At 64.5% G+C, this 21,135-nt stretch carries 20 protein-coding genes; 11 read left to right on the top strand and 9 right to left on the bottom strand.

Annotation, left to right across the window (positions count from 1 at the left end):
* The first annotated feature begins 222 nt into the window (after positions 1–222).
* The 3 genes from hemF to NKI06_RS00755 all read left to right on the top strand — a co-directional run bounded on the left by hemF (position 223) and on the right by NKI06_RS00755 (position 2,117).
* The gene (gene hemF, locus NKI06_RS00765) at positions 223–1,137 is read left to right on the top strand and encodes an oxygen-dependent coproporphyrinogen oxidase (RefSeq protein WP_352983510.1); all 915 of its coding nucleotides are present in this window, start codon (positions 223–225) and stop codon (positions 1,135–1,137) included.
* A 301-nt stretch (positions 1,138–1,438) separates the two neighbouring features.
* Positions 1,439–1,699, top strand: a complete 261-nt coding sequence (locus NKI06_RS00760; RefSeq protein ID WP_023737803.1) for a DUF1344 domain-containing protein — start codon at positions 1,439–1,441, stop codon at positions 1,697–1,699.
* Between the two features lie 232 nt (positions 1,700–1,931).
* Positions 1,932–2,117 (top strand): DUF1059 domain-containing protein, encoded by a 186-nt coding sequence (locus NKI06_RS00755; RefSeq protein WP_023670013.1) that lies wholly within the window; start codon positions 1,932–1,934, stop codon positions 2,115–2,117.
* Between the two features lie 6 nt (positions 2,118–2,123).
* Here the strand turns inward: NKI06_RS00755 and NKI06_RS00750 are convergent, their stop codons facing one another.
* The 3 genes from NKI06_RS00750 to NKI06_RS00740 are packed head-to-tail and all read right to left on the bottom strand — an operon-like array spanning position 2,124 to position 4,653.
* Positions 2,124–3,395, bottom strand: coding sequence for a CCA tRNA nucleotidyltransferase (locus NKI06_RS00750; protein WP_031199225.1), 1,272 nt, complete (start codon positions 3,393–3,395; stop codon positions 2,124–2,126).
* Positions 3,392–4,024: a CoA pyrophosphatase gene (locus NKI06_RS00745; RefSeq protein WP_352983629.1), complete on the bottom strand. Its 633-nt coding sequence runs from the start codon at positions 4,022–4,024 to the stop codon at positions 3,392–3,394. The genes NKI06_RS00750 and NKI06_RS00745 overlap by 4 nt, the downstream gene beginning before the upstream one ends.
* Complete coding sequence (locus NKI06_RS00740; protein ID WP_023670010.1) at positions 4,024–4,653, bottom strand: DUF1285 domain-containing protein; 630 nt, start codon at positions 4,651–4,653, stop codon at positions 4,024–4,026. Before NKI06_RS00740 ends, NKI06_RS00745 begins: the two co-directional genes overlap by 1 nt.
* 144 nt (positions 4,654–4,797) lie before the next feature.
* Here NKI06_RS00740 and NKI06_RS00735 point away from each other — a divergent pair, with 144 nt between their 5' ends.
* The 4 genes from NKI06_RS00735 (at position 4,798) to NKI06_RS00720 (ending at position 11,830) form a co-directional block, all read left to right on the top strand.
* On the top strand, positions 4,798–5,802 hold the full coding sequence (locus tag NKI06_RS00735) for an AAA family ATPase (protein ID WP_023670009.1): 1,005 nt from the start codon (positions 4,798–4,800) through the stop codon (positions 5,800–5,802).
* Complete coding sequence (locus tag NKI06_RS00730; RefSeq protein ID WP_023695816.1) at positions 5,802–6,716, top strand: DUF58 domain-containing protein; 915 nt, start codon at positions 5,802–5,804, stop codon at positions 6,714–6,716. Before NKI06_RS00735 ends, NKI06_RS00730 begins: the two co-directional genes overlap by 1 nt.
* Positions 6,713–9,538, top strand: coding sequence for a DUF4159 domain-containing protein (locus tag NKI06_RS00725; RefSeq protein ID WP_352983506.1), 2,826 nt, complete (start codon positions 6,713–6,715; stop codon positions 9,536–9,538). Before NKI06_RS00730 ends, NKI06_RS00725 begins: the two co-directional genes overlap by 4 nt.
* 207 nt (positions 9,539–9,745) lie before the next feature.
* On the top strand, positions 9,746–11,830 hold the full coding sequence (locus NKI06_RS00720) for a hypothetical protein (protein ID WP_352983503.1): 2,085 nt from the start codon (positions 9,746–9,748) through the stop codon (positions 11,828–11,830).
* A 42-nt stretch (positions 11,831–11,872) separates the two neighbouring features.
* On the opposite strand, the gene clpS is transcribed toward NKI06_RS00720, so the two are convergent.
* The 4 genes from clpS to NKI06_RS00700 form a co-directional block, all read right to left on the bottom strand.
* Complete coding sequence (clpS, locus tag NKI06_RS00715) at positions 11,873–12,178, bottom strand: ATP-dependent Clp protease adapter ClpS (RefSeq protein ID WP_023670006.1); 306 nt, start codon at positions 12,176–12,178, stop codon at positions 11,873–11,875.
* Between the two features lie 133 nt (positions 12,179–12,311).
* The gene (locus NKI06_RS00710; RefSeq protein ID WP_023670005.1) at positions 12,312–12,659 is read right to left on the bottom strand and encodes a hypothetical protein; all 348 of its coding nucleotides are present in this window, start codon (positions 12,657–12,659) and stop codon (positions 12,312–12,314) included.
* A 155-nt stretch (positions 12,660–12,814) separates the two neighbouring features.
* On the bottom strand, positions 12,815–13,045 hold the full coding sequence (locus tag NKI06_RS00705; RefSeq protein ID WP_023670004.1) for a hypothetical protein: 231 nt from the start codon (positions 13,043–13,045) through the stop codon (positions 12,815–12,817).
* Between the two features lie 39 nt (positions 13,046–13,084).
* Complete coding sequence (locus tag NKI06_RS00700; RefSeq protein WP_023683677.1) at positions 13,085–13,387, bottom strand: hypothetical protein; 303 nt, start codon at positions 13,385–13,387, stop codon at positions 13,085–13,087.
* Between the two features lie 258 nt (positions 13,388–13,645).
* On the opposite strand from NKI06_RS00700, the gene NKI06_RS00695 reads away from it, so the two are divergent.
* The 3 genes from NKI06_RS00695 (at position 13,646) to NKI06_RS00685 (ending at position 16,266) form a co-directional block, all read left to right on the top strand.
* The gene (locus NKI06_RS00695; RefSeq protein WP_023670002.1) at positions 13,646–14,362 is read left to right on the top strand and encodes a response regulator; all 717 of its coding nucleotides are present in this window, start codon (positions 13,646–13,648) and stop codon (positions 14,360–14,362) included.
* A complete protein-coding gene (locus NKI06_RS00690; protein ID WP_023670001.1) occupies positions 14,359–15,768 on the top strand; it encodes an ATP-binding protein in 1,410 nt (469 codons plus the stop codon). The genes NKI06_RS00695 and NKI06_RS00690 overlap by 4 nt, the downstream gene beginning before the upstream one ends.
* Before the next feature lie 93 nt (positions 15,769–15,861).
* Positions 15,862–16,266, top strand: coding sequence for a YciI family protein (locus NKI06_RS00685; protein ID WP_023828130.1), 405 nt, complete (start codon positions 15,862–15,864; stop codon positions 16,264–16,266).
* Positions 16,267–16,284: 18 nt separating this feature from the next.
* On the opposite strand, the gene NKI06_RS00680 is transcribed toward NKI06_RS00685, so the two are convergent.
* The gene (locus tag NKI06_RS00680) at positions 16,285–17,754 is read right to left on the bottom strand and encodes a pyridoxal phosphate-dependent decarboxylase family protein (protein WP_352983498.1); all 1,470 of its coding nucleotides are present in this window, start codon (positions 17,752–17,754) and stop codon (positions 16,285–16,287) included.
* A gap of 19 nt (positions 17,755–17,773) precedes the next feature.
* Positions 17,774–18,859, bottom strand: coding sequence for a PLP-dependent cysteine synthase family protein (locus NKI06_RS00675; RefSeq protein ID WP_352983496.1), 1,086 nt, complete (start codon positions 18,857–18,859; stop codon positions 17,774–17,776).
* Positions 18,860–19,061: 202 nt separating this feature from the next.
* Between NKI06_RS00675 and NKI06_RS00670 the strand changes: the two genes are divergently transcribed.
* Positions 19,062–21,092, top strand: coding sequence for a transcriptional regulator (locus NKI06_RS00670; RefSeq protein ID WP_352983493.1), 2,031 nt, complete (start codon positions 19,062–19,064; stop codon positions 21,090–21,092).
* Positions 21,093–21,135 lie beyond the last annotated feature (43 nt).

Here is a 21,135-nt window from a genome sequence, read left to right as displayed (position 1 = left end):
TAGGGATCGCGCCCGGAAAAGGCTAGTGCTCCGATTCCAACATTCGCCTTCCTAATCCCCAGTCGCCGTTGCGAACGTTGGAATCACAAGGACCACTAGCAAGTTTATGTTTCTGGTGGAGTTTTCGAATTTGACATTTGCGCCGTGCCCTGCGCCACGCTGTGTGCAAATCTCAAATTCACTCCACTAGGTCCTTTGTCGGCTGCGACCGGAGACAGCATTTTGGAACGACCAGAAATACCGGCAGGCCTGCCAGCCGACATCGAACAGAAGAAAATGAAGGCCAGGCTCTGGTTCGAGACGCTGCGGGAGCGCATCTGCACCACCTTCGAGCAGATCGAGCAGGACTTGACCGGTCCGCTGGCCGAATGGTCGCCCGGCCGCTTCGAAAAGACGCCGTGGGAACGAGACCATGGCAAGGGCGGCGGCGGCGCCATGTCGATGATGCGCGGCCGCGTCTTCGAGAAGGTCGGCGTCCATACTTCGACCGTCTATGGCGAATTCTCGCCCGAATTCAGGAAGCAGATGCCCGGCGCCGAGGAAGACCCGAGCTTCTGGGCATCAGGCATTTCGTTGATCGCGCATCCCTGGAACCCCAACGTGCCGGCCGTGCACATGAACACCCGCATGGTCGTGACGTCGCGCCACTGGTTTGGCGGCGGCGCCGATCTGACGCCGGTGCTCGACCGCAACCGCACGGAAGATCACCCCGACACGGTCGCCTTCCATCGAGCCATGCAGTTCGCCTGCGAGAAGAACGCTGCGATCGCCGACCACCCCAAATTCAAGGCCTGGTGCGACGAGTATTTCTATCTGCCGCACCGCAACGAGCCGCGCGGCGTCGGCGGCATCTTTTTCGACTGGCTGCATTCGGGCGAGGAGAAAGGCGGCTGGAATGCCGATTTGAACTTCGTCCAGGATGTCGGGCGTTCTTTCCTTGTCGTCTACGGCCACCTGGTTCGAGCCCATTTCAACGAGAACTGGACCGATGATGACCGCGACGAGCAGCTCATTCGCCGCGGCCGTTACGTAGAATTCAACTTGCTTCACGATCGCGGCACCATTTTCGGCCTGAAGACCGGGGGCAATGTCGCCTCGATCCTGTCCAGCCTGCCGCCGGAGGTCAGGTGGCCGTAAACTCTCTGTGAGCGCAACGTGAGCCACAATGGCGTCCACTTCCCTGAATCTGGGCAGCGAATGTGGCTCCGGGATTATCTTTTTCGGCTAATAGGCAGTTGAAATGGAACGACTATTTGTCGTTTCAGGGTCGGGAAGCGCCGGCGGTTCGCCCGACAGCAATTTCAGGAAAAGTGCGTAGCGGTTTTCCATCCGGAATTGCGTCATGAAAGGGTATCGCGACTCGACGCGACCGGACGGCCCCCTAACGAAGCGGAGCATTTTCCCAAACGAATGCCCGCATTTTCCAGGAGTACTTACCATGCGAAAGCTCATTGTATCGGTAACCGCCGCTGCCCTTCTCGCTTCCGGCTCGATTGCCTTTGCCGCAGTCAAGCACACCACGGGCACGGTTAAGACCTATGATGGCACGGCCATGAGCCTCGTTCTGGACGATGGATCGACCTTTACGCTGCCCAAGACCTTCAAGGATCCTGGCCTGAAGGCAGGCGAAAAGGTCCGCGTTTCCTGGGACATGAGCGGCAAGAACAAGGTTGCCGAGTCCGTCAAGATCGAGAAGTGATCGGGACAAGACCGAACGTTCTCGCCTTGGCTTAGCCTGGCAAGAGGGGGCGGCGCAGCGCTGCTCCGCCTTTTTCGCACCCACGGCAACCAAACTCGTGGAACCGTGTTATGCTAACTCCCCCGTGCGCGCCCCCGAAACCGACTGCTGTGACAGGGCGCGGAACAGAGATGGCGGAGCTTCGTGTGCCCATGAGAGGCACAGGCTCCAAGGAGGAAAAGGAGAAAATCCCATGAAGGAATTCCATTGCGGCTCGCTGGTTCCCGGCTGTGAGTGGCACACCCGTGCCGGTGAGGAAGCCGAGGTCATGCGCCGCGCCGTCGACCATATGCGCGAGACACATGGCGAAACGGTCATTCGCGAGACGATGATCGAGGCGATCCGCTCGCGCATCGAGAAAGTTCGCGACGCGGCCTGAGCAGTCCTATCTGGCCTTCAAGGCTTCCGCGGCGCGCTCCAGCAGCGCGTCGCGATCGAGCGCAAAGCCGGACCCGATCCATTCCTTTTCCAGGTTTTTCAGGATCGCACCGAGTATTGGCCCCGGCGACGCGCCAAGCGCCGTCAGATCGCCGCCCTTGACCGGGAACACCGGTTTTTCCCATTTCAGCGCAAAAGCGAGCAGGCGCGAAAACCCGCCGGCCTGAACCAGCGCGTCATTGTCCTCGAGAGCCCGCGCTCGCGCCGACGCCAGCGACAGCCGCAGGCGATCGAGAAAACCCTGGCGCTCGCCGGAATAGAGTTTCTTGGCCAGTTCCGCTTCGCTTGTCTTGGGCTCGACGGCAGCCGTCAGCGCCCAGTGGCGCAGGCGCTCCGCCTCAGTGGTCGAAAGTTTCAGCCGCTCGGCCAGTGTCTTCATCCTCGCCGCATCGGGCGGCACGATCGCCTCCAGCCTGAGCAGCGGGTCCGGCGCCCAGCCCAGATCCTTTTCTGTCTTGGTCAGCCCATGAATGGCATCGATGCCCCATTTCTCGCTTTCCGGCAGGGCGCTGGTGAGCACGCCGGCCTGGCGCATCCACAGCAAGGCGCGCGACGGATCTGGGGCCGATAACAACTTCTTCAGCTCGGACCAGATGCGTTCGGCCGAGAGATGGGCGAGACCGTCCTTGAGCCGGGCGCAGGCCTTCAATCCCTCGGCATCGGGCCGACCCTCGCCATACCAGGCGAAAAAGCGGAAGAAACGCAGGATGCGCAGATAGTCTTCGCGGATCCGCTGCTCGGCATCGCCAATGAAGCGCAGCCTTCGTGCCTCGATATCGCCGACGCCGCCGACCAGGTCCACGACCGTCCCGTCAGCCTCCGCATAGAGCGCGTTGATGGTGAAATCGCGCCTTTCGGCGTCGGCCTTCCAGTCGCGGCCGAACGACACTTTGGCGCGGCGGCCATCGGTCTCGATGTCGGCGCGCAGCGTGGTGACCTCATAGGGCGCGCCGCCGGCAATCACCGTGATCGTGCCGTGCTCGATGCCGGTCGGCACCGCCTTGAAGCCCGCCGCCTCGGCGCGGCGAACGGTTTCCTCGGGCAGGCAAGTGGTAGCAACGTCGATATCGGCGACCAGCTGCCCAATCAGCGCATTGCGCACCGCGCCGCCCGCGATGCGGGCTTCCTCGCCGCCCTGCGCCAGCACGGCAAGCAGCCGCTGCAGATGCTTTTCACCCAGCCAGTCGGCTCTGCCCGCCAGCGATATCGGATCACTCAAGCATAGAGCCTTTCATAGAGCGTGCGGATGATGCCGGCGGTGACGCCCCAGATGCGCTGGCCGCCATAGGGCATATCGTAGAAGAACCATTCCAGGTCGTTCCACATGCGGCTGTCCCTGGTGTGGTTGGCCGGATCCATCAGGAACGAAAGCGGCACTTCGAAGGCGGCGTCGACCTCGTCGGAATTGAGCGACAGCGTAAAACCGGGCTCGACGATCGCCAGCACCGGCGCGATGCGATAGCCGCTGCCGGCGACATAATCGGGCATGCGGCCGATGATCTCGATGCGGTCATGGCCGAGGCCGATCTCCTCGAAGGTCTCGCGCAAGGCCGCTGCTTCCGGGGTCGCATCGGTGGGATCAATGGTGCCGCCAGGAAAAGCCACCTGCCCGGAATGGCTGCGCAGTTTTTGCGCCCGCTTGGTCAAAAGCACGGTCGCATCGCGTCCATGATCGACGACCGGGATCAGCACCGCGGCGTCGCGCAGCGCTTTGAGCTGCGTCAACCGTGGATGGCCGGGGTTGAAGCGATGATCGCCATAATCGTCGCCGGCATGGGCTTCAGCTTGCGCCGCGACCCGCGCGCGAAAATCCGCTGTGGAAAACGGCGGCGGCCTCACCTGATCCATCATGCGCTCAGCCGCTTCAGTTTTTCCGCCGGCATGATCGGATAGATTTCGCCTTTCGAGCGCACGGCAAACATCGTCTTGCCGCCGATATCGATCTCCTCGCCATGCTCGACCAGTTCGTACATCACCGGCCGCGCCACCAGCGCTTCCAGCCGCCCGCGCACCAGCACATAGGGCTTCAGGCCGCCGGTCTCGTTCTCGTCGACGAAGCGCAGCGGATGGCCAGGTCCGGCCTCGACGACATCGCCGACATTGGTGCGGAAAGTGATGGTCTGCTCGGCGCCGGCGCCGGAAACATCCATTTCAACCGCGATGAAAGGCGCGTCCACGACGCGGATGCCGACCCGTTCGACCGGCGTCACCAGATAGGTCCTGCCATCCTCGTCCTTGCGCAGCACGCTGGAAAACAGCTGCACCAGCGGCATGCGGCCGATCGGCGTGCCGAGATAGAACCACGTTCCGTCTTGTTTGATCTCCATGTCGAGATCGCCGCAAAAGTCGGGATTCCAGCGCTCCACCGGCGCCGCGCCCTTGCCGGCGCGAGCCGCACGCGAGATCAACGCTTCGAGACCGCGCGCCTCGGTTGCGGCAGCAAGGCTGTGTTCGCGATGTTCGGAGCGTTCCGTCATGGTCACGAAATAGTCACTGTTGTTCCGCTTGTCAGCCTAAGTCTGTGATTTAAATTCATTCGTAGGCGCCAGGCGAAGCCGAATCGCGGCATTCTAAGGCACTACAGTGCAAGCCGGTACTTCCAGCACAAGGATCGATGCGGCATGAGCGTAATGGTCAAGGAAAGCCCAATCAGCGAAAAGGACATGATCGCCCAGGCCGAGACGGCGCTGGCCGATATTTCCAGGGTGCGCGACGGCGTCGGCCGCGTCATTTTCGGCCAGGAAGTGGTGGTCGAGCGCACGCTGGTGGCGCTGCTTGCCGGCGGCCATGCGCTGCTGGTCGGCGTGCCCGGCCTTGCCAAGACCAAGCTGGTCGAAACGCTCGGTGTCGTGCTCGGCCTCGATTCGCGCCGCATCCAGTTCACACCCGACCTGATGCCGTCGGACATTCTCGGCTCAGAGGTGATGGAACAGGACGAGGCCGGCAAGCGCTCCTTCCGCTTCATCTCCGGCCCGATCTTCGCGCAATTGCTGATGGCCGACGAGATCAACCGCGCCTCGCCGCGCACCCAGTCGGCGCTGCTGCAGGCGATGCAGGAATATCACGTCACCATCGCCGGCATTCGCCACGACCTGCCCGCGCCCTTCCATGTACTGGCGACGCAAAACCCGCTGGAGCAGGAAGGCACCTATCCCCTGCCCGAAGCGCAGCTCGACCGCTTCCTGATGCAGGTCGACATCCTTTATCCCGAAATCGAGGCCGAGCGGCGCATTCTGCTGGAGACCACCGGCATCGAGGACGCCAAGGCGCAAAACGTGCTGCAGCCGGCGCGGCTGAGGGAAATCCAGACGCTGATCCGCCGTATGCCGGTGCCCGAAAGCGTCGTTGACGCCATCCTCAAACTGGTGCGTTCGGCGCGTCCCGGCCAGGGCAATGCCGAGACCGACAAGCATGTCGCCTGGGGTCCCGGCCCGCGCGCCAGCCAGGCGCTGACGCTGTGCGCCCGTGCGCGCGCGCTTTATGACGGGCGGCTGGCGCCGTCGGTGGACGACATCCGCGCGCTGGCCGAACCGGTGCTGCAGCACCGCATGGCGCTGACCTTTGCCGCCCGCGCCGAGGGCACGACCGTGCGCGACGTGGTAGCGAAACTGGCCAAAGGAATCTGATGGCGCGTATCGGCGAAGTCCAGGCACCGGCAGCGACGCGCGACGCGCTCGCCAGGGGCCGCTTGCGGGCTTCGCTGGTGCCGGACCTGCTGGTCGAGGCGCGCCGTATCGTCAATACGGTAATTGCCGGCTGGCATGGCCGCCGCAAGCGCGGCATCGGCGAGAATTTCTGGCAGTTCCGCCCCTATGTCGAAGGCGATTCCTCGCGCATCGACTGGCGCCGTTCGGCCCGCGACGACCACACCTATGTGCGCGACCGCGAATGGGAAGCAGCCCACACGGTGTGGCTTTGGGCCGACCCATCGCCCTCCATGCTCTACAAATCGACTGGCGCCAGCGTTTCCAAGGAATCGCGCGCGCTGGTGCTGGCACTGGCCATGGCCGAATTGCTATCTCGCAGCGGCGAGCGCATCGCATGGCCTGGCCTGACAGATCCGTTCACCGCCCGCAACGGCGCCGAGCGCATCGCAGCGCAATTGATGCACGCCGCGGACCTGCCAGCAAAGCCTGACCTGTCCGCCATCCGCCGCTTCTGCGACATCGTCGTCGTGAGCGATTTCCTCGACCCGGTCGAGGAGACCATGGAATGGCTCGATGTGCTGGCGCGGCATGGCGTGCGTGCGCATCTGATCGAGGTTGCCGATCCGGCGGAGGAGACCTTTCCCTATGCCGGCCGCACCGAATTCACCGATCCCGAGACCGGCGACAAGCTGACCGCCGGCCGCGCCGAAATGCTTGGCGACGAATATCGCCTGCTCTACACCGCCCGCCGCCAGGAGCTGGCCAGTTGGTGCAAGCGCCTCGGCTGGAGCTATACCGTCAACCACACCGACCGTCTCGCTTCCGAGGCGCTGGTGCGCATCCACATGGCGATGACCGCCGATGGCGCATTCGTGGGAAGGGCCGGCGCATGAGCTGGCTGCCGCTCTCCTTTGGCGCTCCCATGGTGTTGTGGGGCCTGCTGGCGCTGCCGGTGATCTGGTGGCTGCTCAGGCTCACACCGCCCAAGCCGCAGTCCGAAATGTTTCCGCCGCTGAAGATCCTCGCTCGCGTGCTGAAGCGCGAGGAAACGCCGCAGCAGAGCCCGTGGTGGCTGACGCTGCTGCGGCTGTTGATGGCAGCCCTTGTCGTCGCGGCATTAGCCGAACCCGTTTTCAATCCGCGCGAAAAATTGCCGGCCGAGGGCGCCGCCCTGGCGCTCGTCATCGACAATGACTGGGCGAGTGCTGCCGACTGGGGCAAGCGCGTCGCCACCGCCCAGCGGCTGATCGCCGATGCCGGTTCGAACGGCGTACCGGTCGTCATCGCCTTCACGGCCGAAAAGCCGAACGCCGAGATCGGCCCCTTCGATGCGGCGGCTGCCCTCGACCGGCTGCGCGCCGCCAAGCCGAGGCCGATCCCGACCGACCGACCCGCTGTCTATGCCCGCGTCGCCGGCGTGCTGGAAGCCTTGCCCGGCGCCAGCGTTGCCGTTCTCGCCGACGGCCTTGCGGCAAAGGGCGACGAGGCCGCCTTCAACACACTGCTGTCGAAAAATGCCGCCCGTGTCGTCTGGGCCAATTCCGACCGGCTGGCGCTGACTGGGCTCACCGGCGCCGAGAACGAGGTCGACGGCTTCGCCCTGACCGCCATTCGCGCGCCCGGCGATCCGGCGCCGGCACAAGTCACAGCCGGCGCCTTCGACGACAAGGGCCGCCGCATCGCCGACGCGACGCTGACCTTCGCGCCGGGTGAGACCACCGCCACCGGCACGATGGCGGTGCCGTTCGAACTGCGCAACGACTTCGCCTCGATCGCGCTCGACGGCGAACGCCAGGCAGGTGCGGTGCGCGTGCTCGACGAAAGCTCCAAGCGCCGCCGCGTCGGACTTTTATCGCAGGCCGAGGCCGACCAGGCGCAGCCGCTTCTGTCGCCGCTCTATTACATCAGGCGCGCGCTGCAGCCTTTCGCCGATCTGGTCGAACCGTCGAGCGTCGATCTCGCCGACGCCATCCCGCAGCTTCTCGACCAGAAACCGGCGATGATCGTCATGGCCGATATCGGTACCATTCCGCCGCAGGTCCATCAGCGGCTGGTCGACTGGGTCGACAATGGCGGCACGCTGGTGCGCTTTGCCGGTTCGCGGCTGGCCGCCGCCGGCAATGACGATGATCTGTTGCCGGTCAGGCTGCGCACCGGCGAGCGCTCGCTTGGCGGCGCGCTGTCATGGACAACGCCGCAAGCGGTGACCGAATTCCCGAAGAACGGCCCGTTCGCCGACCTCGCACCGCCGGCCGAGGTCACGGTGAGCCGGCAGGTGTTGGCCGAACCGACCCCGGACATCGTCGAACGCACCTGGGCAACCCTTGCCGATGGCACCCCGCTGGTGACCGGGTTGAAGAAGGGCAAGGGCACGCTGGTTCTGTTCCACATCACCCCGGAAGCGACATGGTCGACGCTGCCGATCTCCGGCAGCTTCGTCGAGATGCTGCGGCGCATCGTGCAGCTGTCGCGCAACCAGGGTGCGGCGGTCGCCAACGCCGAAGCCGCTGCTACGTCGCTGGCGCCTTATCGCATGATAGCCGCCGACGGCACTTTGGTGCCGCCGACGCCGGACGCACGACCGCTGGTCCCCGGCGCCGGCTCGCTGCCGGTGACGTTCGAGAACCCGCCCGGCCTCTATGGCTCGGAAACCGGCGTTTTCGCCCACAATCTGCTCGACCCGGCCACCGCCTTCGCGCCGCTGGTGCGCCCGCAATTCACAGTGCCGGTGACCAATATCCAGTACGCTTTCGATGAATCGCGCGACCTCAAGGGATCGCTGGTCACAGCGGCACTTGTGCTTATGCTGCTCGACACGCTGGCGGTGTTCTGGATGGGCGGGCTGATGTCGCGCCGACCGCGCCGCGCCCGATCGGCCGCAGCAACGACGGCTGCGCTGCTGCTTGGCCTCGGCATGCTGTTTGGCCATGCCGACCTCGCCCGCGCTGACGACGCCAAGCCCGGCGATGCCGCCGCTATCGAGGACATTGCCAAGACCCGCATCGCCTATGTGCTGACCGGTGTGCCCGGTGACGATTCGATCAGCCGCGCAGGGCTCGAAGGCTTGACCCGCTTCCTGATCGAGAAGACCGCGCTCGAGCCGGGCGCGCCGGCGGGCGTCGATATCTCGAAGGACGAGCTTTCCTTCTATCCGCTGATCTACTGGCCGATCGATCCCTCCGCGCCGATGCCGAGCCAAGCCGCGATCGCCCGCATCGACGCCTATATGCAGCAGGGCGGCACGGTGCTGTTCGACACGCGCGACCAGTTCGCCAACGGCATCGGTGCGGATTCGGCGAGCCCGGCGACGGAACGGTTGCGCGACATTCTCGGCAATCTCAACGTGCCGCCGCTGGAGCCGGTGCCCGCCGACCATGTGCTGACCAAATCCTTCTTCATCCTGCCCGAATTTCCCGGCCGCTTCTCCGGCAGCCCGCTCTGGGTGGAAGCCTCGCTCGAGGCCAGCAATGCCGAGAATCGGCCGGTACGCGTCGGCGACGGCGTCTCGCCGATCCTGATCACCGCCAATGATTTTGCCGGCGCCTGGGCCGTCGACGAGAATGGTGACCCGCTTTTGCCGACCGTGCCATCGGAACCGATGCAGCGCATCTATGCGCTGCGCGCCGGCGTCAACATCATGATGTACATGCTGACCGGCAACTACAAATCCGACCAGGTGCACGTGCCGATCCTGCTCGAACGGCTGGGGCAGTAGAATGGCGGTATTGGCTAATTTCGTCTCGATCCTGTCTGGCGCCGGCGGCGCAGCCTCACCCTCCTCCTTGTGGGGAGGGTCGGCTCGCTGCCGCAGCGAAGCGAAGACAGTGAGCCGGGGTGGGGGTGCAGCGCTAGCGCTCTGTCGCCTACCCCCACCCCGCTCCGCTACGCGGATCGACCCTCCCCACAAGGGGGAGGGTAAACGATGAACTGGTCGATTTCCTTCGAACCGCTGCTGTCCTGGCCCTTGCTGGCTTTGGTGCTCGCACCGCTGCTGGTGCTGGCGGCTGTCGGCTTGTGGTTTCGCCAGCGCGGCGCGATCTTCCGCATCGCGGCGCTGATTGCGCTGGGCGCAGCACTCCTCAATCCGGTTTTCCTGGATGAGGAGCGCGAGGCGCTGAAGAGCGTCGTTGCCGTCATCGTCGACCGCAGCCAGAGCCAGGATATCGGCGACCGGACCAAACAGACCGACGAAGCGCTTGCCGGTTTGCAGCAGCGCCTTGGCCGCTTCAAGCAGTTCGACGTCCGCGTCGTCGAGGCCGGCAAGTCGGAAGCCGCCGACGAGCGCACCGAGACCAAGCTTTTTGCAGCGCTTGAAGGCGCCTTCCGCGACGTGCCGCCCTCGCGCATCGGTGGCGCCATCATGATCACCGATGGCGAGGTGCATGACGCGCCGGCCGCCCCCGACTTCAATGCGCCGCTGCACGCGCTGATCACCGGCAACGAGCACGAGAAGGACCGCCGCATCCGCTTCGAGAACGCGCCGCGCTTCGGCCTCGTCGGCAAGCCGCTCGACATGACCTACCGCGTCATCGCCACCGACGGCGAAACCGGCCCGGTCGATGTCCGCGTCTCGGTCAATGGCGAGCAGGTCGCGGTCGAAGAGGCGACCATCGGCCAGGCGATGCCGCTGCAGGTGACCATCCCCGGCGCCGGCCGGAACATCGTTGAACTCTCCATCGACCGCGAGCCGGGCGAACTGACCGACGCCAACAACCGCGCCATCGCGCTGATCGACGGCATCCGCGAGAACTTGCGCGTGCTTTTGGTTTCCGGCGAACCGCATGCCGGCGAGCGCACGTGGCGCAATCTGCTGAAATCCGACGCCTCGGTCGATCTCGTCCATTTCACCATTTTGCGGCCGCCGGAAAAGCAGGACGGCACGCCGATCAACGAACTGTCGCTGATCGCCTTCCCGACCCGCGAGTTGTTCGTCGAGAAGATCAAGGATTTCGATCTCATCATATTCGACCGCTACCAGCACCGCGACGTGCTGCCGATCCTCTATTACGACTACATCTCCGAATACGTCGAAAAGGGCGGCGCGCTGCTGATCGCCGCCGGGCCGGAATATGCCGGCGACTCCTCGATTGCCCGCACCCCGCTAATGTCGTCGCTGCCGGCAATGCCGACCGGCGAAGTCATCGACAAGGCCTTCTATCCGCGCCTCACCGATCTCGGCCAGCGCCATCCGGTGACGCGCGGCCTCGACGGCTCGGCGACCGAGCCGCCGCGCTGGAGCCGCTGGTTCCGCACCATCGGCGTGCAGAACCCCGAAGGCGAAGTGGTGATGAAGGGCGCCGACAACCGCCCGCTGCTTCTGCTCGATCATAAGGGCGAAGGCCGCGTCGGCATGCTTCTGTCCGATCAGGGCTGGCTATGGGCTCGCGGCTTCGAGGGTGGCGGGCCGCATGTCCAGCTTTACCGCCGCATCGCCCACTGGCTGATGAAGGAACCTGAACTCGAGGAAGAGCGGCTGACCGCCGACGGCCGCGGCATGATGCTGGAAATCCGCCGCCAGACGATGAGCGACGATCCCGGCCCGGCGCAGGTGATCACCCCTTCGGGCAAGGCGCTGATCGTCAAGCTGGAGAAGTCCGAACCTGGCGTTTTCCTGGGCAGCATCGAGACCAAGGAGATCGGCCTCTACCAGATCGGCAATGGTGACCTGACCGCACTCGCCCATGTCGGCCCGGTCAACGCGCCGGAATTCTCCGACGTCGTCTCTACCGAGGACCGCTTGAAGGCTCCGACTGAGGCCACCGGCGGCAGCGTGCGCCGGCTGGCGGCCTCCTCCACCCTTGGCCAGCTCACCGGCAGCGTCGCCCTGCCCTCCATCGTCCCGGTCCGCGCCTCCGGTGCGGCCTCGGGCGCAGACTGGATCGGCCTGCGCAGCACCGACGACAGCGTGCTCAAAGCCGTCTCGCGCGTACCCCTGTTCGGCGGCTTCCTCGGCCTTTGCCTGCTGCTGCTGGCCATGGGCGCGACGTGGTACAGAGAGGGAAGGTAAGGATCCCTTCTCCGTCACTATACGGGGAGAAAGACGCTCAACCTACTCCTCCGGCTCCGTCGTAAACAGCAGCGGGTACCCCTTGGCCTTGGCCGCGTCGACGGCCCGTGTCGCCTTGGTCTCGGCGACATCCCTGGTGAAGACGGCAACGACGCAAACGCCGAGCCGGTGCGCGGTGATCATCACCCGGTTAGCCTGGTCTTCGCTGAGCTTGAACTCGCCCTTCAGCACCGTCACCACGAATTCGCGCGGCGTAAAATCGTCATTGATGAGGATGACCTTGTAGAGCTTCGGCCGCTCGGTCCGCGGCTTCGTCTTGGTGCGGGGTTTGGAACTGATTTCAGGCATCGGGAACCGGTATCGCGCGAGGGGTCGCTCTCACTTTGTCATGGGGGAAAGCCGTCGTCCATTTTGATCGGCGCGCCAAACCGGCTTCCCGGAAGTGCTGCCGTTCACAAATTTAGGAACTGTACGCTGCGGTTCAACGGCTCTGGCGATCGGCGACGCGACGAGCCTGGAATTGCCGTGCGCTGGATGCCGCATCCGGCCTTGATCCGGCCGCCTTGTATTCGACCCAGGCGACCGCGAGCCAGCCGAAGAAGCAGGCCAGCGCCGCGCCGGTGATCACGGTAAGCAGCAGGCTTTGCCATGGTGTGATGTATTGCCAGCTGCTGGAGATTGCCGGTGCAAACAGCGACGGCTCCGTGCGCCCGCTCACCGGATCGGGCACCGGGCTGGCGGTGAACTGGATCAGCACCCTGACCATTGCCGAGGCCACAAGGCCGCCGATGGCCATCGAGCGCAGAATGGATGAAAGCCGCTTCTTCATGCGGGCTATCCTACCGGACCGGCATTGCAAACGGGTTAAAGTCCTGGGTGGCCGGCACCCATCAACGGGTAATCATGCACTCACACGACAAGGCCGCTCCAGCCGGGGGGGTGCTGGAGCGGCCTTGTTACAGACAAGCCTGTTGGCTGTCTGGATCAGGCCTTCGGGGCGTCCGTCTTGACGACCTTCTTCGCCTTCTTGTGCTTCTTGACGGGCTTCTTGGCGACGACCTTCTTCACCGGGGGCTTGGCGGTCGTGGTCGCCGGAGCGGTGGTCGTGGAAGCAGCCGGAGCAGCGGTCGTGGTGGCAGCGGCATTGCCCAGAGCCGGCATTGCGAAAGCGAGAGCGACGGCGAGACCGGTGGCGGAGAGGATGGACTTTTTCATGGCTTCATTTCCTTCTTTGTGCGGGTCGAGTTTCGAGTGTCACTGAACCGGGTCGATCGGTGTCACTCCAAGCAGCTTCAAAGCGTTCGCGAGCATCCGGATACCCTGTGCCTGTTTCTTGTTGGCGCAGAACCGGTTTCCCTTTCTTTGCAGTGCTTTCGCCGCGGTGACCTGCGTTGCCGCGGCATGGGTTTCAAGGGCTTCGTCTACCTGGCGATTGAGATCGATGCAGCGCTCGCTCCTTGTGATCGGCGTCACCTTTGCGGTTGTGGCTCCGACCGCGGCTGTGACGAGCGGAATGCTGAGCAGCGCACCCATCAAGCTGATCGTGAACCTGTGCATTGGTGATGTCCGTTACTCCGGAGACTTCGCGTCGCAGCCGATGTCCTGACCGCCACGGCACCCTTTATGCCCTTGATTTTTTTCGGGAGTTTTTCCGGACTATAGAATTTTGTTTCTGAATTGTTTCTGGCAAATCGGCTTTGCGGGCGATCATCGCCGCTGGCCAACATGTGGCCAGAATTCTATCGTGTGGGTGACGCCACAGAAGCAGACTCAGAAGGCAGCCGCCGACCGGCCGCCAGCAATGACAGGATCGCCGTGAAATCCGATGCGCACATACTGATCGTCGACGACGACAAGGGCATTCGCGACCTGCTTCAGGAATTCTTCCAGAAGCGCGGCCTGCGCACCACGGTTGCCGCCGACGGCGTCGAGATGGAAGACATACTGCGCCGCACGCAGGTAGACCTGATCGTGCTTGATGTGATGCTGCCAGGAAAGAGCGGGCTGGAGCTCTGCCGCGACCTGCGCGCCAGCTACTCGACGCCGATCATCATGCTGACGGCGGTGACCGAGACCACCGACCGCGTCGTCGGCCTGGAGATGGGCGCCGACGACTATGTGCCCAAACCCTTCGATCCGCGCGAGCTGCTGGCCCGCATCCGCGCCGTTTTGAGGCGCAATGGTGCTGCTGAGCCGAAGCGCGCCACCACCAAGCAGATCTACCATTTCGCCGGCTGGACGATGGACTGCTCGCGCCGGCGGCTGATGGCGCCGGGCGATGTCAGGGTCGAGCTGACGATGGCGGAGTTCAACCTGTTGCAGACCTTCGTCAAAAGCGCGCAGCGCGTGCTCACCCGCGACCAGCTCATCGAGCTTTCCGGCGGTGACAGCGACTATTCCTTCGATCGCAGTATCGACATCCTGGTCAGCCGTCTCAGGCGCAAGATGGAAGACGACCCCAAGACGCCGAAACTGATCCTGACTGTGCGCAGCGGCGGCTACCAGTTCCTGCCCGAGACCACCTCCGAATGAGACGTTTCCTGCCGCAAACCCTGCCGGTCTGGGTTTTGCTCATCGTCATTGCCGGCCTGCTGATCAGCCAGGTCGCCACGCTCTACATCGTCTCGCGCGATCGTGCCGTCGCCAATGACGAGGTCGATCTCTACCGGCTTAACGACCGCGCCTATTCGCTGGTGCAGCTGATGCATGACGACACGCCGGAGCAGCGCAAGCTGACGGCCTCCGGTCTGTTCAACGCCACCTATGCGCTCACCGTTTCGGACACGCCCGCGGTCACCTCGTCGATCGCCGGCGACGACGAACTGGCCGAGCTCGAGGACATTCTGGTCGGGCGGCTGTCGAAATTCGGCATCACCGACGCCCGCGTCCGGCGCGATCCGGCAACCCAGGCAGCCAACGCGCCTGGCGGTGTGGCCGTGACCAAGGATGTTGGCGCGGTGGAGCGCGACCTGTTATCGCTGGCGGCCAGCTTCGCCCAGAGCGACAAGCTGACGGCCTCTGTCCGCTTCGCCGACGGCCAATGGCTGAATTTCACCGAGCCCAACACGCCGGTCGGACCGATATTGAGCTTCGACAGCCTGCCGCTCTATTCGCTGATCGCGGCCCTGGTGGTGATCATGTCGATCTGGTCGCTGCGCCGGCTGACGGCGCCCTATCGGATGATGGAAACGGCGGTCAACCGGATCGGCACGGATCTGAAGAGCCCGCCGATCGCCGAGACCGGCAGCCGCGAAATCCGCGCCGCGGCCAAAGCCGTCAACGCCATGCAGGTCCGGCTGCGCGACTATGTCGAGGACCGCGAACATCTGGCCGCCGCGCTCGCCCACGATCTGCGCACGCCGCTGACCCGCATGCGGCTGCGCCTCGAACTGTTGCGCAGATCGACCGCGCGCGAGGCGCTGGCCCACGACCTCGCCGACATCGAGAGCATCGCCAGCTCCGTCATCGACTTCGCCACCTTCGAAGTCACCGAGGAGAAGAGCGAGCGGATCGATTTCTGGTCGCTGGTGGAATCGATCGCCGACAGTTTCGAGGACGTCACGTTCGACCATGACGGCGCCAGGCCGCGTGGCATGATCTGCATGGCGCGGCCGGTGGCGCTCAAGCGCTGCGTCAACAATCTGGTCCAGAATGCCGTGACCTACGGCAAGAAAGCCCATGTCAGCCTGCGGCAGTCGGACGGCACGGTCACGCTGGTTATCCGCGACGAGGGGCCGGGCATACCGCAGGCGCAGCTCGACCAGGTGTTCGGTTCCTTCGTGCGGCTGGAGCAATCGCGCAACCGCCAGACCGGCGGTCTCGGGCTAGGCCTGACCATTGCCCGCAACATTGCGCGTGCCGCCGGCGGCGATGTCAACCTGTCCAACCATCCTCGCGGCGGCCTGCTGACGGAGCTCAGCCTGCCGCTGGCGGCATAAGGCAGCAGACTGGCGTCTCGCTGGGCACCGGTGGTGGATCAACCAACCCGCCCTTGCAATAGTGCGGCCGCTCGAACAGGAGGAGATCGCCGCATGTTTTACGCCATCCTGGCCTATCACGTCGAACAGACCATCCAGTCCCTGACGCCGCAGCAGGATGCGGCGCTGATGCACGACCTGCTCGAGGTCAATGCCAGATTGACCCGCGAAGGCAAGCTCGGGCCGGCGGCAAGACTGGGCGCGACCGCCGACGCCGTCACGCTGCGTGGTCCGGGAGACGGCATCGTCATCGACGGGCCGTTTGCCGAGACCAAGGAACAATTGCTGGGTCTTTATGTCCTCGACTGCGCCACGCAGGAGGCGGCGATTGCGGCTGCGCGCGACTTGCGCCGCGTGAATCCCTCGGCAGTCTACGAAATCCGGCCGATCACATTTTACCTTCCCGGCGTGACGTTTCCCGCTACGGAGGGCGATTTAAAGGAGGCCGCCAGCGGCTGAGAACTACCCCATGGCCGGTCAGGCAGAAGCGATCTCGTTGCCCAGGCGGACCGTTTCGGCGACGAGAAGGTCGAGATCCTCGCGCCGGGTCCGGTGGTTGTTGATCGCCACCCTGAGGCAATGCCGGCCTTGCACCGTGGTATCGGAAATGGCGGCGGTTCCGTCTTCCTGCAGCCTCAGCATGATCTCGGTGTTGAGCGCTTTCGCGCGCTCGCCATCGAGACCATCCGCGCGATAGCGGAAGCAGACGATGTTGATGCTGGTCGGCGCCGTCAGTTCGAGCGCTGGTTCGGCCGCGATCAGCCCTGAGAGATACTGCCCCTGCGCAATGTTCTGGTCGATCAGGCGGCCGAATTTTTCGACGCCGTGTTCTCGCAACGCCATCCACACTTTGAATGCCTTGAAGCCGCGTGACGTCTGCAGGCCGTAATCGTGCAGCCATTGGCCGGAGGCGAGGCCGCGCGGTGTCGACTCCAGATATTCCGGCGTCACCGCGAAGGTCTTGCGATGCGCCAAGGCATCCCGCACCAGCGCGCAGCCTGCCTCGAAAGGCGCATGCAGCCATTTGTGCGGATCGAGCGCGATGGAATCGGCCCATTCGATGCCGGCGACGCGATGTGCATTCTCAGGCGCGATCGCGATCAGCGCGCCGATGCAGCCGTCGACATGGAACCAGAGGTCCTCCTCATGCGCCAGCTTGGCCAGCGCCTGCAGATCGTCGATGGCGCCGGTGTTGACAGTGCCGGCGTTGCCGATGATGCAGGCCGGCTTGAACCCGGCCGCGCGATCTTCCGATATCGCGGTCCTCAAACCTTCAATGTCGATGCGCAGGCCGGCGTCGCTGGCAATGCGGCGCAGCGCCTTGTTGCCGAGACCGAGCGCTTCCATCCCCTTGCGGTGACAGGAATGGACCTGGTCCGAGCCATAGAAACGCAAAGGCTTTTCGATTGCTCCAACGCCGTGCTCGCGCACGTCGATGCCGGCCTTGGTGTTGCGCGCCACGGTGAGCCCGATGATGTTGGCCATCGAGCCGCCGCTGACCAGCGTGCCGCTGGCCGAAGCCGGCATGCCCATCATCTGCTTGCACCAGTCGACCACCTGGCCGTCCATCAGGGCGGCGGCATGGTTGCCGCCGCCGAGATTGGAGCCCTGGATTGCCGCCAGGAAATCGCCGATCGCGCCGGTAAAATTGCTCGACCCCATATACCAGGACCAGAAGCGCGGATGGATGTTGCCCATCGGATAGGGCATCACCTTGTCCACGACATCGCCATAGATGTCGGCAAGCGGGGTCGGCGATTGCGGCAGCGAGGCGGTGAAGAAATCCCTTACATCTCCAGGCATCTCCTGCCACACCGGCCGTTGCCTGACATCGCGCAGGTAAGCGACGGCATCGTCAACGATCCGATGCGACAGGCTTTGCACATCGGCCCAGTCCGAGGGGTCAAGCGTTTCCTCGGCAGCCGAGGTGACAGGCATCGCGTCCATGGAGATTGCCCCCCCGCCATCATGCCGGGAACCGGCAACCGGGCGTCGAGCGCGAGAGAGCAAGCTCTTCCGCATTCATCTCGGCCTCGATGCCGTCGAACAAAGGCGTGGTCATGTAGCGTTCACCGGTATCGGGAAGCATGCACAGGATCACCGATCCGGCCGGTGCTGTGCCGGCGATCTGGCGCGCCACGGCAAAAGCCGAACCGCCGGAAATGCCGGTGAAGATGCCTTCCTGCTGCGCCAGCGCCTTGGCCCATTTCATGCCCTCCGGCCCGGCGATCGGCATCACCTCGTCATAGAAGTTGCCATCGATGGCCTCCTGCAGGACGCTGGGAATGAAATCCGGCGTCCAACCCTGGATCGGGTGCGGTTCGAAAGCCGGATGGCTGGCGGCCGGCGCTCCGCCGGCGCCACGCATCTGCGGCTTGCCGCTGCCGACAAGCTGCGCATTAACCGGTTCGGTGAGCACGATCCGAGTCTCAGGCCGCTCGCGGCGCAGCACCCGCGCCACGCCGGCGACGGTGCCGCCGGTGCCGTAGCCGGTGACGAAATAGTCGAGCCGCGAGCCGGCGAAATCATTGACGATCTCGCGTCCCGTGGTTGCTTCATGGATGTCGGCGTTGGCCTTGGTCTCGAACTGGCGGGCCAGGAACCAGCCATTGGCTTCGGCCAGTTCCACCGCCTTCTTGTACATGCCGAAGCCTTTCTCGGCGCGCGGCGTCAGCACCACCTTGGCGCCCAGCATCCGCATCAGCTTGCGGCGCTCGACCGAGAAACTGTCGGCCATCGTCACCACCAGCTTGTAGCCCTTCTGCGCACAGACCATGGCAAGACCGATGCCGGTGTTGCCGCTGGTCGCCTCGACGATGGTCTGTCCCGGCTTGAGCGCGCCGGTGCGTTCACCTTCCTCGATGATGTTGAGCGCCAGCCGGTCCTTCACCGACGCCGCCGGATTGAAGAACTCGGCCTTGACGTAGATGGTGGCGTGCGCCGGTCCGAGATTGTTGACGCGGATGACCGGCGTGTCGCCGATGGTGTCGAGAATGCTGTCGAACAGGCGGCCGCGGCCGGCCGTGGTTCTGATTTTCTGCTGATGCAACATGGTAGACTCCTGGTTCTTGCTCACGGGCCGGTTACACACCGGCGGTTTGGGCGGCGAGATTTCGACACCTTGCCGCACTACAGGTCCTTGACGTGCGGCAGTGTGGTAAACACCACATTCGGCGCACAAATTTTGCGAGCCGGGTGCACTTTGTCGTGCTCGGTGGTAAAGCAGGGGCCGGCAGGTCAGCGTGGGAGCAGGCGTGGTATCTGGCGTGGAATCGAGCCTGGCGAGCAGCCATCAAGGTGTTGTCGTGCGCCTGTTTGGGCCGCCGACGATTGCGCGCGACGGCGTCCCGGTGGTCTTGCCGGCATCGCGCAAGCTGCGCGCGCTGCTGGCCTATCTGGCGCTGGCGCCCCATCCGGTCGGACGTGGCAAGCTCTGCGAGTTGCTGTGGGATGTTCCAAATGATCCCAGGAGTGAGCTTCGCTGGTGCCTGAGCAAGCTGCGGGCCGCGCTCGACGAACCGGGCCGCCGCAGGATCGAAACATCGGGCGATACGATCGCGCTCGACCTCGACGGCATCTCAGTCGACGTTCTGGATGTCGCGGCGGCGGCTGCCGCAGGCATCGAAACGCTCGAGCCGACGCGACTGCGGTTGCTCTCCGACCTGTTCGTCGGCGACTTCCTCGAAGGGCTGGAGATCGACCGCAGCCCTCTCTTCAACAGCTGGCTGACCGCGCAGCGCCGCCGTTTCGGCTCCTGCCACGCGGCTATACTGGAACATCTGGTTAAGACGCTGCCGGCCGATTCCGAAGACGTCTCCGCCCATCTCGAAAAATGGCTGGAATTGACCCCGTTCGACAGCAGCGCCCATGTCGCACTCCTGGTGAGGCTGGCGCGGCGCGGCCAGTTCCGTGCCTGCGAGGACCATCTTGCCGCAGCAGCATCGCTCTTCCAATCGGAAGAGCTGGATTTCGGCCCCGTGCGCCAGGCGTGGCTTGCCATTCGCGCGGAACGTCACTGCGCCACTTTGCCGGCACAGCCTGCGGTTGCGCCGGTGGCGGGCCACAGTCCGATCGCGCTTGCCGCCACCGAAGCCGCGACGCCGCACAAGGCTGCGCTGGCCGTGATGCCATTTGGCGAAGACGCCGGCAGCGGCGTTCGTGGCGGGTTGGCCGATGGCTTGACCCACGACATCATCACCCGCCTCGCCAAGCTCAGGGACTTCTTTGTCATCGCCCGGGGCTCGGTCTTTGCGCTGGCAGAAAGGAACATCGCGCCGGAAGATGCCGGCCGAAGGCTGAATGTCGACTATGTCGCCACCGGCACGGTGCGCAGCTTGACCGGCCGCCTGATCGTCACCGTCGAGCTCGTCGAGGTCCGCACAGCCAGGATCGTCTGGGCCGAGACCTTCGAGCGCAAGCCCGACGATCTTTTCGCCGTGCTTGACGATATCGGCAACAGCATCGTGGCCTCGGTCTCATCCGAGATCGAGACCGTCGAGCGCAACCGCGCCATGCTGAAAGCGCCCAATTCACTTAACGCCTGGGAGGCCTACCATCGCGGCCTCTGGCACATGTATCGCTTCACCCGCAGCGAGAACGACCTCGCACGGCATTTCTTCGACATTGCTGTCAGGCAGGATCCGACCTTCACCCGCGCCTATGCCGGCCTCTCCTTCACCCACTGGCAGAGCGCCTTCCAGCGCTGGGGCGACCGCGACCAGGACAGCGTGCTTGCCTTTGAGGCGGCCGGCCAGAGCCTTTTGGTCGACGATCATAATCCCGCCGCGCACTGGGCGATGGGCCGGGCGCTGTGGCTGCGCGGCGAGGGTGACGCGTCCGTGCTCGAACTGCAAAGAGCCGTCGACCTCAGCCCGAACTTCGCGCTTGGCCACTATGCGCTGTCCTTCGTGCATTCGCAGTCGGGCGACCCGCAAGCGGCGATCGGGTCGTCGGATCATTCGCGCCATCTGTCGCCGTTCGACCCGATGCTGTTCGGCATGCTGGGCGCACGCGCCATGGCGCATGTCCGCCTCGGCCAGTTCGACGAGGCAGCCGAATGGGCGCTGAAAGCGGCTGCCCGCCCCAACGCCCATGTCATCATCCTGTCGATCGCCGCTCACTGCCTGGCGTTGGCTGGGCGGCTGGACGAGGCGAAAAACTTCGCCGCCGCCATCCGCAAGACGCTTCCGGACTACCGTGCGGACGACTTCATCCACACCTTCCGCTTCGACCGGGATGCCACAGCCCTGTTCAAGCTCGGCGCCACGCGCATCGGTCTGGCTTAGAGCATGATCCCAAAAAGTGGGTACCGGTTTTTGGAAAAGATCA

The sequence above is a fragment of the Mesorhizobium sp. M0772 genome (genome assembly GCF_040320135.1).
GTDB lineage: Bacteria > Pseudomonadota > Alphaproteobacteria > Rhizobiales > Rhizobiaceae > Mesorhizobium.
Note: the sequence above shows the minus strand (reverse complement) of the source record. Positions and strands in the feature narration are given on the sequence as shown.